14 protein-coding genes are annotated in these 15,013 nt (G+C 72.0%); 1 reads left to right on the top strand and 13 read right to left on the bottom strand.

The features are described 5' to 3' along the window. Positions 1 to 17: 17 nt before the first annotated feature. From topA to AB0L33_RS02440, 10 genes are all read right to left on the bottom strand, one after another. Positions 18 to 2,864 carry a type I DNA topoisomerase gene (topA, locus tag AB0L33_RS02485; protein WP_365677234.1) on the bottom strand — a complete coding sequence of 949 codons (2,847 nt, stop codon included), beginning with the start codon at positions 2,862 to 2,864 and terminating at the stop codon, positions 18 to 20. A 339-nt stretch (positions 2,865 to 3,203) separates the two neighbouring features. Further along, complete coding sequence (locus AB0L33_RS02480; RefSeq protein ID WP_328900911.1) at positions 3,204 to 3,401, bottom strand: hypothetical protein; 198 nt, start codon at positions 3,399 to 3,401, stop codon at positions 3,204 to 3,206. 100 nt (positions 3,402 to 3,501) lie between these two features. Further along, positions 3,502 to 4,341, bottom strand: coding sequence for an ABC transporter permease (locus AB0L33_RS02475; RefSeq protein WP_365677233.1), 840 nt, complete (start codon positions 4,339 to 4,341; stop codon positions 3,502 to 3,504). 66 nt (positions 4,342 to 4,407) lie between these two features. Further along, a complete protein-coding gene (locus AB0L33_RS02470) occupies positions 4,408 to 5,199 on the bottom strand; it encodes an ABC transporter permease (RefSeq protein ID WP_365677232.1) in 792 nt (263 codons plus the stop codon). Next, the gene (locus AB0L33_RS02465; RefSeq protein ID WP_365677231.1) at positions 5,196 to 6,245 is read right to left on the bottom strand and encodes an ABC transporter ATP-binding protein; all 1,050 of its coding nucleotides are present in this window, start codon (positions 6,243 to 6,245) and stop codon (positions 5,196 to 5,198) included. The genes AB0L33_RS02470 and AB0L33_RS02465 overlap by 4 nt, the downstream gene beginning before the upstream one ends. An 81-nt stretch (positions 6,246 to 6,326) precedes the next feature. Continuing rightward, positions 6,327 to 7,334 carry a helix-turn-helix domain-containing protein gene (locus AB0L33_RS02460; RefSeq protein ID WP_365677230.1) on the bottom strand — a complete coding sequence of 336 codons (1,008 nt, stop codon included), beginning with the start codon at positions 7,332 to 7,334 and terminating at the stop codon, positions 6,327 to 6,329. A 4-nt stretch (positions 7,335 to 7,338) separates the two neighbouring features. After that, positions 7,339 to 8,871, bottom strand: a complete 1,533-nt coding sequence (locus AB0L33_RS02455) for a methyltransferase (RefSeq protein ID WP_365677229.1) — start codon at positions 8,869 to 8,871, stop codon at positions 7,339 to 7,341. Between the two features lie 131 nt (positions 8,872 to 9,002). Then, positions 9,003 to 9,659 carry a small secreted protein gene (locus AB0L33_RS02450; protein ID WP_365677228.1) on the bottom strand — a complete coding sequence of 219 codons (657 nt, stop codon included), beginning with the start codon at positions 9,657 to 9,659 and terminating at the stop codon, positions 9,003 to 9,005. A gap of 265 nt (positions 9,660 to 9,924) precedes the next feature. Then, on the bottom strand, positions 9,925 to 10,383 hold the full coding sequence (locus AB0L33_RS02445; RefSeq protein WP_365677227.1) for an ATP-binding protein: 459 nt from the start codon (positions 10,381 to 10,383) through the stop codon (positions 9,925 to 9,927). Between the two features lie 303 nt (positions 10,384 to 10,686). After that, positions 10,687 to 11,040 (bottom strand): STAS domain-containing protein, encoded by a 354-nt coding sequence (locus AB0L33_RS02440; protein ID WP_003967428.1) that lies wholly within the window; start codon positions 11,038 to 11,040, stop codon positions 10,687 to 10,689. 78 nt (positions 11,041 to 11,118) lie between these two features. Here AB0L33_RS02440 and AB0L33_RS02435 point away from each other — a divergent pair, with 78 nt between their 5' ends. Next, positions 11,119 to 13,689 (top strand): DEAD/DEAH box helicase, encoded by a 2,571-nt coding sequence (locus AB0L33_RS02435; RefSeq protein ID WP_365677226.1) that lies wholly within the window; start codon positions 11,119 to 11,121, stop codon positions 13,687 to 13,689. Between the two features lie 64 nt (positions 13,690 to 13,753). On the opposite strand, the gene AB0L33_RS02430 is transcribed toward AB0L33_RS02435, so the two are convergent. From AB0L33_RS02430 to AB0L33_RS02420, 3 genes are all read right to left on the bottom strand, one after another. Continuing rightward, positions 13,754 to 14,194 (bottom strand): Rv3654c family TadE-like protein, encoded by a 441-nt coding sequence (locus AB0L33_RS02430; RefSeq protein WP_365677225.1) that lies wholly within the window; start codon positions 14,192 to 14,194, stop codon positions 13,754 to 13,756. 59 nt (positions 14,195 to 14,253) lie between these two features. Beyond that, positions 14,254 to 14,631, bottom strand: a complete 378-nt coding sequence (locus AB0L33_RS02425; RefSeq protein ID WP_365677224.1) for a TadE family type IV pilus minor pilin — start codon at positions 14,629 to 14,631, stop codon at positions 14,254 to 14,256. Between the two features lie 112 nt (positions 14,632 to 14,743). Next, positions 14,744 to 14,947, bottom strand: a complete 204-nt coding sequence (locus tag AB0L33_RS02420) for a DUF4244 domain-containing protein (protein WP_365677223.1) — start codon at positions 14,945 to 14,947, stop codon at positions 14,744 to 14,746. Positions 14,948 to 15,013: the final 66 nt, after the last annotated feature.

The following is a 15,013-nucleotide window of genomic DNA, read 5'->3' as shown; positions in this document are numbered from 1 at the left end:
CGCCCGCCACGCCCCGCCTACTCCTCGGTCGCGGCCTTCTTGGCGACAGCCTTCTTCGCCGTCGTCTTCTTGGCAGCCGTCGCCTTCTTGGCAGCCGTCGCCTTCTTGGCAGCCGTCGTCTTCTTCGCCGCAGCCTTCTTCGCCGGCGCCTTCTTGGCCGCGGCCTTCTTGGTCGTCTTCTTCTTCGCCGGCCCCTTGGCCCGCTTCTCGGCAAGCAGCTCGAACCCGCGCTCCGGCGTGATCTCCTCGACGCTGTCCCCGGTACGCAGCGTCGCGTTCGTCTCCCCGTCGGTGACGTAAGGACCGAACCGCCCGTCCTTGACGACGACCGGAGCCCCGCTCACCGGGTCCGTGCCCAGCTCCTTCAGCGGCGGCTTGGCCGCGGCCCGCCCGCGCTGCTTCGGCTGCGCGTAGATCGCGAGCGCCTCTTCGAGCGTGATGTCGAAGATCTGGTCCTCGGAGGTCAGCGACCGCGAGTCCGTGCCCTTCTTCAGGTACGGCCCGTAGCGCCCGTTCTGCGCGGTGATCTCGACGCCTTCGGCGTCCACGCCGACCACCCGCGGCAGCGACATCAGCTTGAGCGCGTCGGCCAGCGTCACCGTGTCGATCGACATCGACTTGAAGAGCGAGGCCGTCCGCGGCTTCACCGCGTTCTTGCCGGTCTTCGGCGTGCCCTCGGGCAGCACTTCGGTGACGTACGGCCCGTAGCGGCCGTCCTTGGCGATGATCTGGTTCCCGCTGACCGGATCCGTCCCGAGTTCGAAGTCGCCGCTCGGCTTGGCCAGCAGCTCCTCCGCGTACTCGACGGAAAGCTCGTCGGGCGCCAGGTCCTCGGGGACGTCCGCGCGCTGGTGGCCCTCGGAGTCCTTCTCGCCGCGCTCGATGTACGGGCCGTAGCGGCCGACGCGCAGCTTGATGTCGTTGCCGACGGGGAAGGACGAGATCTCCCGCGCGTCGATGGCGCCGAGATCGGTGACGAGCTCCTTCAGCCCGCCGAGGTGGTCACCGTCGCCGTTGCCCGCGTCGGAGGCCACCCCCGCACCGGCCGCGTCGTCGCCCTCCTGCGTACCGAAGTAGAACCGCTTCAGCCACGGCACGGACTGGGCCTCACCGCGGGCGATGCGGTCGAGGTCGTCCTCCATGCGGGCCGTGAAGTCGTAGTCCACGAGCCGGCCGAAGTGCTTCTCCAGCAGGTTGACCACGGCGAACGAGAGGAACGACGGCACCAGGGCCGTGCCCTTCTTGAACACATAGCCGCGGTCCAGGATCGTCCCGATGATCGAGGCGTACGTCGACGGCCGGCCGATCTCGCGCTCTTCGAGCTCCTTGACCAGCGACGCCTCGGTGTAGCGGGCGGGCGGCTTCGTCGCGTGGCCGTCGACCGAGATCTCGTCGGCGGACAGCGCGTCGCCCTCGGTGACCTGCGGCAGCCGCCGCTCGCGGTCGTCCAGCTCGGCGTTCGGGTCGTCGGCGCCTTCGACGTACGCCTTCATGAAGCCGTGGAAGGTGATCGTCTTGCCGGACGCGGAGAACTCGGCGTCCCGCCCGTCGCTCGCCCGGCCACCGATCTTGACCGTGACCGAGTTACCGGTCGCGTCCTTCATCTGGGAGGCGACGGTCCGCTTCCAGATCAGCTCGTACAGCCGGAACTGGTCACCGGTGAGGCCGGTCTCGGCGGGAGTGCGGAAGCGGTCGCCGGAGGGGCGGATCGCCTCGTGCGCCTCCTGCGCGTTCTTGACCTTGCCGGCGTACGTACGCGGCTTCTCGGGCAGGTAGTCGGCACCGTACAGCTGCGTGACCTGCGCCCGGGCCGCGGAGACCGCGGTGTCCGAGAGGGTCGTGGAGTCGGTACGCATATAGGTGATGAAGCCGTTCTCGTACAGCTTCTGCGCGACCTGCATCGTGGCCTTCGCCCCGAAGCCCAGCTTCCGGCTCGCCTCCTGCTGGAGGGTCGTCGTACGGAAGGGCGCGTACGGGGAGCGGCGGTACGGCTTCGACTCGACGGACCGCACGGCGAACGCGGAGTCCGCGAGCGCGGCGGCCAGGGCCCGGGCGTTCGCCTCGTCCAGGTGCAGCGTCTGGCCGGAGGCGGACTTCAGCTGCCCGTCCGCGCCGAAGTCGCGGCCCTGGGCGATGCGGCGCCCGTCGACCGCGCTGAGCCGGGCCGTGAACGTCGACGGGTCGGAGGCGTCGCCGCCCCGCCCGGTGGCGAAGGTTCCGGTCAGGTCCCAGTACTCGGCGGAGCGGAAGGCGATGCGCTCGCGCTCCCGCTCGACGACGAGCCGGGTGGCGACGGACTGGACGCGGCCCGCCGAGAGCTTCGGCATGACCTTCTTCCACAGGACCGGCGAGACCTCGTAGCCGTAGAGCCGGTCGAGGATGCGGCGGGTCTCCTGGGCGTCGACCATGCGCTGGTTCAGCTCGCGCGGGTTGGCGACGGCGGCGCGGATCGCGTCCTTGGTGATCTCGTGGAAGACCATCCGGTGGACCGGGACCTTGGGCCGCAGGACTTCCTGGAGGTGCCACGCGATGGCTTCGCCCTCGCGGTCCTCATCGGTGGCGAGGAAGAGTTCGTCGGACTCGGCCAGCAGCTGCTTGAGCTTCCTGACCTGGGCCTTCTTGTCGGCGTTGACGACGTAGATCGGCTCGAAGTCGTTCTCGACGTCGACGCCGAGGCGGCGCACTTCGCCGGTGTACTCGTCGGGCACCTCGGCGGCGCCGTTCGGGAGGTCGCGGATGTGCCCGACGCTCGCCTCGACGACGTATCCGGGGCCGAGATAGCCCTTGATCGTCTTCGCCTTGGCAGGCGACTCGACGATGACGAGTCGGCGGCCGCCCTGTGCGGTCTCGCTGGTCGGGGACAACTTCGCTCTTCTCTCCGGTCGACGCTCGGTGGGGCATCCGGGGCAGCGCGAGGGCGCTGCCGACAGTGCTGTCGCTGCGGAGTGTGACGGTACAACCCGCCCCCGTGTCAAACGGCAAAAGCCCGCAACGGCCACTCGAACGGTAACCCGACTTCCGGCATTCCTGCCGCCCGGCCCGCTCGGTCCGCCGCGCGCACGGCCACGGCCTGCGGGTTTCGGCACGGTCCGGACCGCCCTGCGGGTGCGGGGGGCGACGGGCACGCGGCCCGGGCGTGTTTCCGGCCTCACGACCGGGTCCCGCAGGGCCCCGGCCTCGTACGCCCGGCGGGACGGGCGCACTCACACGCGGCCGAAGCACCACACCCCGAGGACGAGGAAAAGTACGCCGAACACGGTGGCGAGTGCGGTGGAGACGAGGGGGCGCACCCCGTAGGCCACCGGCGCGCGATTCAGCACGCGCGCCCCCGTCCACAGCAGCAGCGCCGCACCGAACAGTGCGAATGTCGTTCCGGCGAGTACGGCGGGCCCGCTCTCCATTCCGTACGCCTCCCTCTTCCCCTGCCACGTCGCGGATACGCGGGGAGGCTCCCACCGCGGAACGTCGCGGACGCCAACGCGGGGTGAACAGCAGGGCCCGTCACATGACGTCGAGCGTGGCGCGCCGCCTGCTCCCCCGTTCGAACAGGGTCAGCAGCGCGACGGCGAGCAGGGCGTACCCGGCGCCCGTCAGCAGTTCCGCGACGATCCCCCGGCCGTCGAGCCCGGCCCCGGCCGACAACTGACGCGCCGCGTCGGCGGCGTGGGTCAGCGGCAGCACGTCCCCGACGGTCCGCATCCAGCCCGGCAGGGTCTCCCGGGGCACGTTCGCACCGGTCAGGAGCAGGAGTACGGAAGCGGCCACGTTCGATACGAGGAAGACGTCACGGAAGCGCAGCCCCAGGGCCCCCAGCGCCAGGCCGAACGCGGAGCATCCGGCGGCGGCGGCGAGCAGGACCGCCGCGAGCCCCGGAAGAGACCCAAGCGGAATCCGCAGACCGAGCAGGAGGCAGGCAGCGGAGAGCGTGAAGACGCTGATGACGAGACCGTTCAGCACATACGGGAGCGCCCGGCCGAACCAGAGCGGAGCCCGGTGGCGGGGGCTGAGCAGGACCGCGCCGAGCGTCCCGTAGCGCCGCTCGTTGGCGACGGCCATCGTGCCGCCGTACACACAGGCTGTGGACGAGGAGATGACGGCGTTGCCGAGCAGGTAGAAGCGGTCGTCGGCGACGCCCAGCTGCCGTCCCAGGAAGACGAAGAAGAGGAGTTGCAGCAGCGGCCCGACGAGCAGGGTGCCGATGAACATGGGCGGCGTCGTCCAGTTGAAGAGCGCCCGGTAAGAGAGGGCGCCGCCGATCACCACGAGCCGGGCCGCGGAAACGATCCGGTGGCGGAGGCCGGGTGCGGAACCGGAATCCGGGTGGGGCATACGGGCGGGCATGGGGCGACTCCTGGGGTGGGCGGAAGGGGAAGCGGGGCGCGGCAACGGGGCGGGCGGCGCGCCGGGTCAGGCCAGGGCGAGGGTCGCGGCGGCCCGCGCACGCCGTTCGACGCGTCCCAGCACGAGGACGGCGAGCAGCGCGTAGAGCAGCCCGAGTCCGAGGGCGGCGCCCATCGGGACCAGCACCTCGGCCGCTCCCGCGCCGCCGGAGGTGGCCGCGTGCACCGCGCGGGAGCCCCAGGTGGTGGGGAGCGCCCAGGAGACCGGACGCGTCCAGTCCGGCAGCACGGTGATGGGCATGAGCATTCCGGAGAGCAGCCACACGGGGGCGTCCAACGGGTTGGCCAGCGCGTTCGCGTTGCGCAGCAGGACGAAGGTGGCGGCGAGCAGCAGCCCCATCATCCCGAGCGAGAGCACACAGACCGGGACGGCGACCAGGAAGAGCACCGGATGCGCGAAGTCCAGCGGCACGCCGAAGAGCACGGCGCCCCACAGCACCGTGGCGCCCATGGCGTAGGTGCCCATGACGGCGGTGGCCAGGGTGATGGGCAGCAGGACGAGGGAGAGCGGCGTGGGCGAGGCGACGAGCGTCTCCAGCGTGCCCAGCCAGCGCTGGTTCTGCACGGCCCCGCCGGAGCCGAAGAGGACCGAGGACCAGATGCCCATCAGCCCGGCTCCGACGGCCGCGGTCAGCAGCCGGTCGGGATCGTCGGCGGCGCGGAAGAGGTAGACGGAGAGCGTCGCGTAGACCAGGGGCACGAGGACGGCGAAGGTGATCTCCAGCGGCGAACGGCTCATGTACGACACGTGTGTCCGCACTCCGACGGCGGTCAGGCGCAGGGCCCGGGCGGGCGTCACGCGGCGACCTCGCTGCCCGAGCGGCGGTCCGTCCCGGCGCCGGGGGCCGGTGGTGCGTGTTCCTCGCCGGACGACCCGTCCGCCTCCTCCACGATCGCGATGTAGGCGTCCTCCAGCGTGGGTTCCCGGGTGACGACCCGTCCGACGCGGACCCCGTCGAGCGCGGCCAGGACCTGTCCGTGCAGGTCGGCGCCGCGCTCCGTCTGCACGATGACGGCCTGTCGGCTGCCCCGGTCCTCGGCGGCCACGCCCTGCACACCGGGCACGGCGCGGATACGTTCGAGGTGGTCCTCGCCCGCCCCGTACGCCTCGACCTCCAGGATGCCGCGTTCCTGGACGCGGGACTTGAGCCGGTCCGGTGTGCCGAGCGCCCGGATCGTGCCGCCCGCGATGACGGCGATCCGGTCGCACAGCTCGTCGGCCTCCGCCATGTAATGCGTGGTCAGCAACACCGTGGTGCCTTCGGCGCGCAGGTCGGCGACGGTGCGGCGGAGGTCGCGTGCCGCAACGGGGTCCACGCCGATGGACGGTTCGTCCAGGAACAGCACGTCGGGACTGTGCAGCAGGCCGCGCGCGATGTGCAGCCGCTGCCGCATGCCCCGCGAGTACCCCTCGACGCGCTCCTTCTCGCGCCCGGCAAGGCCGGTCAGGTCGAGGAGCCCGGCGATCCGCCGCTTCTGGTCCCGGGGCTCGACCCCGTACAACTCGGCGAAATAGCGCAGGTTGTCGAGGGCGGAGAGCCGGTCGTACAGGCCCCGGTCGCCGCCGAAGACGTAACCGATCCGTCGGCGGACGGCCACCGGGTCGGACGCCACGTCGTACCCCAGCACCCGGGCCGTGCCGGAGGTCGGCAGCAGCAGGGTGTTGAGCATCTTGATGGTGGTGGTCTTGCCCGCGCCGTTCGGCCCGAGGAGCCCGAAGAGCTCGCCGCGCGCCACCTCGAAGGTGATCCCCCGCACGGCTTCCGTCTCGGTGCGGCGCGGACGCAGAAAGCCGGTCCGGCTGGTGTAGGTGCGGCGCAGGTTCTTCGCCTCGATCGCAAGCATGGGCCGGACGCTAGGCCCCCCGCTGCCGCCCTGCCATCGATTCGGAACCCCCCGAATCGTCCGCTCTCCCGGCCTCCTCCGCTACGAGGCCGCGCGCAGCACGTCCTCCCCCGAGAGCAGCGCGAGGAGGGCGCGGCCGGTGTCGGTGAGCTGGTAGTAGACGCTGCGGCCTATGCGGTGCCGGGTGACGACACCGGCCTCGGCGAGGGCCGACAGATGCTCGGAGACCGTGCTCGGCGCGAGCCCGAGCCGGTCGGCTATCCCGGCGGTGGTGAGCGGTCCGCCGAGCTGACGCAGGACGGATGCCCGGCCCCGGCCCAGCAGCAGCCCGAGCCGGTCGCCGCTGTCGGCGCGCTCCACCGGCCGTTCGCGCAGGGCGCCCGCGCCGCGCGCCTGGAAGGACACGGTCAGGACCTCGGGGTCGTCGGTGGAATAGAGACGGCAGCCCTCGGCGAAGACGAGGGGCACGAGCAGGAGCCGCCGCTCGCCCGCCCGGTACTCCGCGTCGATGTGCTTCGTCAGCTCCAAGACCGGCGGCTGCCACTTGGCCCGGCTCTCCAGGCCGGTGAAGAGCGCGTCGATGCCCTCGGTGGCGAAGGTCCGCGCCCGGATGAGCACTTCGTCCTCGACGAGACGGCGCATGACGGGCCAGTGGACGGACATCGCGCCCTCCCAGTACGCCGCGTACGCATCGGCGAGCGCCGCGCACGCGCCTTCGGGATCGGCGAGATAGGGGCGTACGTACGGATGGTCCTCCAGCCCCGCGTAGTGCTCGGCGATCCCCGCGCGTACGACATCGGCCGGGGTGGCCCGTACGGCGTCGAGCTCCGTCCCGACGGAGGTGGCCCCGACCGGCCGGGGCAGCATGAAGTCGGGGAACTCGTGGGGGCCGTCGATCAGCAGCCGGAGCGCATGCGTCCGGTCGTCCTCGCGCAGCACCTCGCGGGCCCGCACCACCCACTCCTCGTACGGGCGGGAGGGGTGGCGGTGCGGCATCGCGAGGTGGAGGCTGCAAAAGGCGTCCCACAAAGGACTGATCGCGATGCGGGTCGCGCCGAGCGACGCCTCGTCCAGCTCGATCCGGATCACCCGGTCACCGCCCGCCCGGGGGCAGCGGCTCCAGGAAGCCCTCCTCGACCAGCAGCCGGATGGCCTGCGGGGTGCGGTCCCGGAGCAGCACCGGGTCCTCGTTCATCAGCTGGGCGATGGCGTCGAGGATGCGCCCGGCGGGCAGCGAGCCGTCGCACACCCCGGCGAACCCGGCGCCGACCGCGTCGACCTTGGTGGCCCGGCGCATGCCGCGGTTCTGACGGAGCACCACATGCTCCGGGTCCTCCGCCCCGGGGAGCCCCACCTGCTCCTGGACGACCTCGGCGGCCAGGGTGAAGTGGGCGGCGAGGAGAGCCGCGTCGTCCTGCTCGCGCAGATAGTCCTGGCGGGCGAAGTGCGCCTCGACGGCGGGGCCGAGCGGCTGCTCCACCGCGTGCGGCCACTCCTCGATCACCACGGAGGGCTTCCCGGCGGCGGCCGCGGCGGACTTGCGCAGCGTGATCCAGCCGAAGCCGACGCCCTTCGTCCGCCGCGCCTCGAACTCGTCCAGCCAGGCGTCGTACCGCCCCTCGTACTCCGCCGGGTCCGTGCGGTGGTCGCCGCTGTCGCGCAGCCACAGCTCGGCGTACTGCGTGACGTCCTGCACCTCGCGCTGCACGATCCAGGCGTCGCACCCCGCAGGGACCCAGGTGCGCAGCCGGTCCTGCCACTCCTCGTCCTCGGTGTGCTCCCAGTTGGCCAGGAAGTGCGCGAAACCGCCCTCGTTGAGCCGGTCGCCGGTCTGCCGCACCAGGGTCCGGCACAGGTCGTCCCCGGCCATGCCGCCGTCGCGGTAGGTGAGCCGGGCGCCCGGGGAGATGACGAACGGCGGGTTGGACACGATCAGGTCGAAGGTCTCGGCGCCGACCGGCTCGTACAGCGAGCCCTCGCGCAGGTCGGCGGGGGCGGCGCCGGAGAGGGCGAGGGTGAGCCGGGTGAAGGCGAGGGCGCGCGGATTGAGGTCGGTCGCCGTGACCCTGGTGGCGTGCTGTGCGGCGTGCAGGGCCTGGATGCCGGAGCCCGTACCGACGTCGAGTGCGGAGCCGACGGGCCTGCGGACGGTGATCCCGGCCAGGGTGGTGGAGGCCCCGCCGATACCGAGGACGACGCCCTTCTCGCGGGAGCCGATCCCACCGGCGCCGCCCACCGCACAGCCCAGGTCGGAGACGATGAACCAGTCCTCGCCGTCCGGCCCTGCGTACGGCCGCACATCGACGGTCGCCCGCACCTCGCCGGCCGTCTCGGTCAGCCAGCCGTCCGCCACGCACTCCTTCAGCGGGAGCACGGCCGCCACCCGCTCGACGGGCACGGGCCGCTGGAGGAGGAAGAGGCGCACCAGCGTGTCGAGCGGCGCGTCACCACGCGTGGCCCGCAACGCCGGGACCGTCTCGCTGCGCGCCAGCGCGGCGTAGGCGGAAGCGCCGAGCAGGTCGAGGAGCCCGTCGGCCGTGAACGCGGCCGCGAGCAGGGCCTCGCGGAGCCGCTGCGCGTGGTCCGCCGCGGGAAGGTCTGCTGCGAAATGGCTGGTCTTACTCACGTGCTCCATTGTGACGGCTCCCACTGACAACGGCAGCGGCCCGGCCACCGCACCGGGGCATCCCCGGGGTGGCCGGGCCGCTCGCCCGGATTCCGTTCGCTCTCCGCGGGCCGTGCTCCGCCGGACAGGCCCTACGCCTTCTTGCTGGGGGACGCGGAGGGAGACGCTTCCTTCGACGGCTCGGTCGAAGGCTTGGCGGAGGGCTCGGAGTCGTCCGAAGCACCGGCCGAGGGAGATTCCGAGGCGGTCGGCTTCTGGCAGCCCTCCTGCTTGGCCATCGCGGTGCCGACCTCGCCGGACTGGAGCTTCTGCAGCGCCTGGTCACCGCTGGTGCTGATCTTGTTCAGCTCCTCCGCGATGCCCTTGAGGCCGTCGGCGAACTTGCCCTGGTCCTTCGTCTCCAGGTCATCGACCTTCTCCTGCAGCTTCGCGTAGGCCGCGGAGGAGGCGTTGAGCTCCTTCACGGCCTCCTTCTGCGTGGTCTCACCGTCGTCCACCGGCGGCGGACCCGCCGAATCGACGGCCGAGCCCAGTGCCTTGTACGCCTGCGAGATCTGCTGGAAGGCTTCGGAGTCGGTCTTCTGGACGTCCGCGGGCTTGCTGTTGTCGGAGGTCTGCTGCTGGATGGACGCGTTGGCGTTCGCGATCTTCTGCAGCTGCGGCTGAACCTGGTCGCAGACCTTCTTCGCCCAGTCGTTCACCTTGTCGTCGCTGTCGTCGCTGCAGCCCGACAGTGCCAGTACGAGTACCGCACCGCCGGACAGCGCGGCTGCAAGCTTCTTGTTCACCGGTTTGGTCCCTTCCAAGGCTCTCGGCCCCGGAACTTACACGGCGAACGGCCTCCATCCGGGTGCCGGGCGTCCGATAGGCAGGCTTTTGCAGCCATTTGCACCAAGGGAAATGAGGGATACGCAACTCACCCGGACAGCCCTCACCGAGGGGAACACGCGAACGATTCTTCACTCTCTCGGAGGGCCGTCAGGCCAACGCGGCGTCAGAAAGCCACACGGGGAGCGGAACTGACCGCACGCCGTCGACGCGGTCCGGCACCGCTCAGGGAAGGACGGCGATCGGCGTCTTCGGCCAGCTCATACGAATGACTCCGCCATCCGCACCGGACCTGACCTCCACGTCGTCGACGAGGCCGCTGATGACCGCGAGGCCCATCTCGTCCTCGTCGTCGGCCTCGGACTCATCGAGACCTCCGGCGGTGCCGCGTTGCCCGGAGACGCCGCCGGGCACGGAGCCGTGGGCGCCGGGGCCCGGCACCTCGTCCCCGACCTCGATGGCGAAGGTCTTCTCCTCCTCGATCAGGCGGACCGTGACGGGAGCCGTGATGCCGTGGCTGCGGTGCAGGCCGACGGCACGGCTGCACGCCTCACCCACGGCAAGGCGGACCTCGTCGAGCACGGCCTCGTCCACTCCGGCCCTGCGCGCCACGGCCGCCGCCACGAGACGGGCGGTCCTGACGTGTTCGGGCTGGGCACTGAAGCGGAGTTCAACGGTGGCCATGCGATCCCCCTCGAACGTACGTATGTGCATGCCGGGGACAGGCCGCGCGGCCCGAAGCCCCGGCCCTCTCTGCGGACCATGGCTCCCGGCGTCGAGCGGACTCTCCCGGACGTCGGGCGGCTGACGAACAACAGCTGACAAATAAACCGGCCACGGGCCGCCGGCCGGGTGATCCCGGCAGCCCGGACACGCCCCACCGACCACGGCGGGGCAGGGCCCACCGCCCCGGAAGGGCTCTCCGTAGCCGTCACGGGCCGTCCCGGCACCGGACCGGCACGAACCGGCCCGGCGCCGGACCGGACGTCAGTCGGTGGCCGCGACGGCCTCGTCGACCGTGGTGTGGATCGGGAACACCTTGGTCAGACCGGTGATCCGGAAAATCTTGAGAATGCGCTCCTGGTTGCACACCAGACGCAGCGAGCCCTCATGGGCCCGCACCCGCTTCAGGCCGCCCACGAGCACGCCGAGGCCGGTGGAGTCGAGGAAGTCGACGCCTTCCATGTCGACAACCAGGTGGTAGCTGCCGTCATTCACCAACTCGACCAACTGCTCGCGCAGCTTGGGCGCGGTATACACATCAATCTCGCCACCGACCTCGACGACCGTACGGTCGCCACCAGGGCCGGACACATTGCGAGTCGACAAGGACAGGTCCACGGATCCTCCAGCACCTTGCTATCGAGCGGTCGCCCCTCGGTCTCCCCGACGGAGCCGGGGGACGGATCGCCAGCCGCGATGGCATTCAATCACTTACCGGCAGCCATGCACGACGCCTTCGGACCATTGTCCGCCTCGCCAGTGACACACTCGGTGCCGATGGCCAAGAATCAACGCCCCAGACGACCCCAGGGGAGTGGGGGCTCCCGTCCCTCTCCCGACATGGTCCTCGACCGGCTCGCCGCAGGGGCGGGCCGGTCCGCGCGCATCACTCATACGGAGCACTTGCCCCCGCGCGCGGGAACCCATGCAGTCTGGCCCGACCGCATCCGTCCGGAAGTGATCGCCGCCATCCAGAAGGCCGGCATCGACCACCCCTGGGCCCACCAGGCGGCCGCCGCGGAGCACGCGCTGGACGGCACGTCCGTGGTGATCGCCACCGGAACGGCGTCCGGCAAGTCCCTGGCCTATCTCGCCCCGGTCCTGAGCGCCCTCCTGGACGGCTCAGAAGCCCCGAACGGGCGCGGCGCCACGGCTCTCTACCTCTCCCCCACCAAAGCCCTGGCCGCCGACCAGCGACGATCGGTCAAGGCACTCGCGGCCCCGCTGGGCAACGGCATCCGGCCCGCCGTCTTCGACGGCGACACGCCGGTCGAGGAACGCGAATGGGTGCGCCAGTACGCCAACTACGTCCTCACCAACCCCGACATGCTGCACCGGGGCATCCTCCCGTCACACCCTCGCTGGTCCTCCTTCCTGCGCTCACTGCGCTACGTCGTCATCGACGAGTGCCACACCTACCGGGGCGTCTTCGGCTCGCACGTCGCCCAGGTGGTCCGTCGGCTCCGCCGCCTCTGCGCCCGCTACGGCTCCGATCCCGTCTTCCTCCTCGCCTCGGCCACCTCCGCCGAGCCCGCCCTCGCGGCCGGGCGCCTCACCGGCCTCCCCGTCACGGAGGTGGCCGACGACGCCTCCCCGCGCGGCGAACTGGTCTTCGCCCTGTGGGAACCCCCGCTGACCGAGCTGCACGGCGAGAAGGGTGCTCCCGTACGCCGCACCGCCACGGCCGAGACCGCCGACCTGCTCACCGACCTCACCGTCCAGGGCGTCCGCTCGGTCGCCTTCGTGCGGTCCCGGCGCGGCGCCGAGCTGATCTCCGTCATCGCCAAGGAGCGCCTCGCCGAGGTGGACCGCACCCTGCCGTCCCGGGTCGCCGCCTACCGCGGGGGGTACCTCCCCGAGGAACGCCGCGCCCTGGAACGCGCCCTGCACTCCGGCAGCCTGCTGGGCCTCGCCGCCACCACCGCCCTCGAACTCGGCATCGACGTCTCCGGGCTGGACGCCGTCGTCATATCCGGCTACCCGGGGACGAGGGCGTCCCTCTGGCAGCAGGCGGGCCGGGCCGGGCGGGCGGGGCAGGGCGCCCTCGCCATCCTGGTGGCCCGCGACGATCCGCTGGACACCTTCCTGGTGCACCACCCCGAGGCCCTGTTCGAGCAGCCCGTGGAGTCGACCGTCCTGGACCCGGACAACCCGTACGTACTCGCCCCCCATCTCTGCGCCGCGGCGGCGGAGCTGCCGCTCACCGAGAACGACCTCCAGCTCTTCGGTCCGGCCTCGCCCGGGCTCCTCCCTCAGCTGGAGGCCGCCAGGCTGCTCCGCAAACGACCGTCGGGCTGGCACTGGACCCGGCGCGAGCGGGCCGCCGACCTCACCGACATCCGGGGCGAGGGCGGGCGCCCCGTCCAGATCGTGGAGGAGGGCACCGGCCGGCTGCTGGGCACCGTGGACGAGTCCGCCGCCCACAGCGCCGTGCACGAGGGCGCCGTCCACCTCCACCAGGGCCGCTCCTACCTGGTCCGCAAACTGGATCTGGAGGACTCCGTGGCCCTGGTGGAACAAGCCGAGCCGCCGTACTCGACCACCGCCCGCGACACCACCTCCATCGCCGTCCTGGACACCGACACCGAGATCCCCTGGGGGGACGGCCGCCTCTGCTACGGGTCCGTCGAGGTCACCAACCAGGTCGTCTCCTTCCTCCGCCGCAAGCTGATCACCGGCGAGGTGCTCGGCGAGACCAAGCTGGACCTGCCGCCCCGCACACTGCGCACCCGGGCCGTCTGGTGGACGGTGACCGAGGACCAGCTCGACGCCGCCCGGATCAACCCCGAGATCCTCGGCGGCGCGCTCCACGCCGCCGAGCACGCCTCGATCGGCATGCTCCCGCTCTTCGCCACCTGCGACCGCTGGGACATCGGCGGGGTGTCCGTCCCGCTGCACCCCGACACCCTGCTGCCCACGGTCTTCGTGTACGACGGCCACCCGGGCGGCGCCGGATTCGCCGAGCGCGCCTTCCACACCGCCCGCGAGTGGCTGTCCGCCACGCGGCTGGCCATCGCGTCCTGCGAGTGCGACGCGGGCTGCCCCTCGTGCATCCAGTCCCCCAAGTGCGGCAACGGCAACGACCCCTTGCACAAACGAGGCGCCGTCCGCCTCCTCACGGAACTCCTCCGCTCCGCCCCGGGCGGGGCCGACGGGCCGGGCGGGGCAGCGGGGCGCGGGAGCCTTGCGCCGGAGGGCCGAGGCGCTACGGCGGACGGTCCGGACGCGGCTCCCGGGAACCCAGACGCCACTGCGGAGGGGCCCTGAGTGATGCCGGAGGGCCGGGGCCCTGCGGCAGAAGACCGGGGCGCTACGGCAGAAGGCCGGGGCGCTACGGCGCAGGTTCCGGCCCGCTCCGCTGATCCGGGCTCGCACGCTGATCCGGCCCGCTCCGCTGATACGGGCTCGCACGGGGCGACGGTCCGCCCGCCGGAGGAGCACTCTCCGCCGGCCCCGCCCGGGCCCGGACCTCCGGCGCGTACGGTCCGAACCGCACCAAGGCCGTCACATCGGCGACTTCCCCCAGCACCGCGCACCGCACCACCTCCGCCCCCTGCGCCCTGGCCACCTCCTCGGCCGACGCGCAGGCCGGCTCCTTGCCTTCCAGCGCCCGATCCGCCGCAGCCAGCGCCGCCAGATCGGCCGCGCCTCCCGCCCGGTGCCGGGCAACCACCACCTGCCCCAGTGCCAGAACCACCGCGAACACCGTGCACAGCGTCGTCGTGGTCACCGCCGCCCAAATGGTCGCCAGCCCCTGATCCCCCACCGGCAACCGACGCCGCCCCCGCCACCGAATCGGGCCGCCACCCCACCGGGCCCAGCCCCGCGCCCTCACCGGCCCCGTCCTTCCGCCGCCGGGCTCGGCGCGCCCACGGCGGTCGCGGGGGCAGGCACCAGCGCTTCCTCAGCTGCGGCCGCTGCCTCCGCGCTCAGCGTCACGGCGAGGCGTCCGGGCCCGGGCGTCGGAGCGGTCACCGTCACCCGCCACAGCGCCCCGGACCGCTCCACCTCGACCGAGGCCCCGCCGGGCGCGGCGGAGAGTGCGGCTTCCCGCACCTGGGGCTCCGGCTCCGAACGAGCGGCGGCACGGGCCCCGGCGCGGGCCGCGTCCACACACCGAATCTGGGCCGACGCGGCCATCAACGCCCACAGCAAGGCCAGAGCGAACACCGCCAGCACCGGGATCACCATGGCGGCCTCCGCCGTCACGGCTCCCCGATCGCCGAACCCCCTGCCGCCCGGCACGACGCCCTCGCGCCGTCCCTTCTCTCTTCGTGCCGGCCGGCCTACGGCCCCGTCGTATGCCGCCCCCGCACCGGCTTCAGAACTTCGCATCGAGCGCGCCCTTCAGCAGCGACTGCAGCTGGGACATCACCGCCGCACTGGTGACGACCTTGTAGAGCACCGCGGCAAACGCACAGGCCGCGATCGTGCCCACCGCGTACTCGGACGTCGTCATTCCGCTGTCGGTCCGGGACCGTGCGAGACGGACGACGGACCGCGCCCAGTTCTTGATCTTGCGCATCACTTCAAACCCCCGACACATTGGTTGCGTACAACACAGCTGAACTGCTCTCATGCCTTCGCCGTC

Source organism: Streptomyces sp. NPDC052299 (assembly GCF_040679335.1).
GTDB lineage: Bacteria > Actinomycetota > Actinomycetes > Streptomycetales > Streptomycetaceae > Streptomyces.
Note: the sequence above shows the minus strand (reverse complement) of the source record. Positions and strands in the feature narration are given on the sequence as shown.

Excerpts from the sequence above, each read along its gene's own strand:
- AB0L33_RS02480 (WP_328900911.1), bottom strand. The coding sequence starts at position 3,401 with ATGGAGAGCGGGCCCGCCGTACTCGCCGGAACGACATTCGCACTGTTC.
- AB0L33_RS02475 (WP_365677233.1), bottom strand. The coding sequence starts at position 4,341 with ATGCCCGCCCGTATGCCCCACCCGGATTCCGGTTCCGCACCCGGCCTC.
- AB0L33_RS02465 (WP_365677231.1), bottom strand. The coding sequence starts at position 6,245 with ATGCTTGCGATCGAGGCGAAGAACCTGCGCCGCACCTACACCAGCCGG.
- AB0L33_RS02445 (WP_365677227.1), bottom strand. The coding sequence starts at position 10,383 with ATGGCCACCGTTGAACTCCGCTTCAGTGCCCAGCCCGAACACGTCAGG.
- AB0L33_RS02435 (WP_365677226.1), top strand. The coding sequence starts at position 11,119 with ATGGCATTCAATCACTTACCGGCAGCCATGCACGACGCCTTCGGACCA.
- AB0L33_RS02420 (WP_365677223.1), bottom strand. The coding sequence starts at position 14,947 with ATGCGCAAGATCAAGAACTGGGCGCGGTCCGTCGTCCGTCTCGCACGG.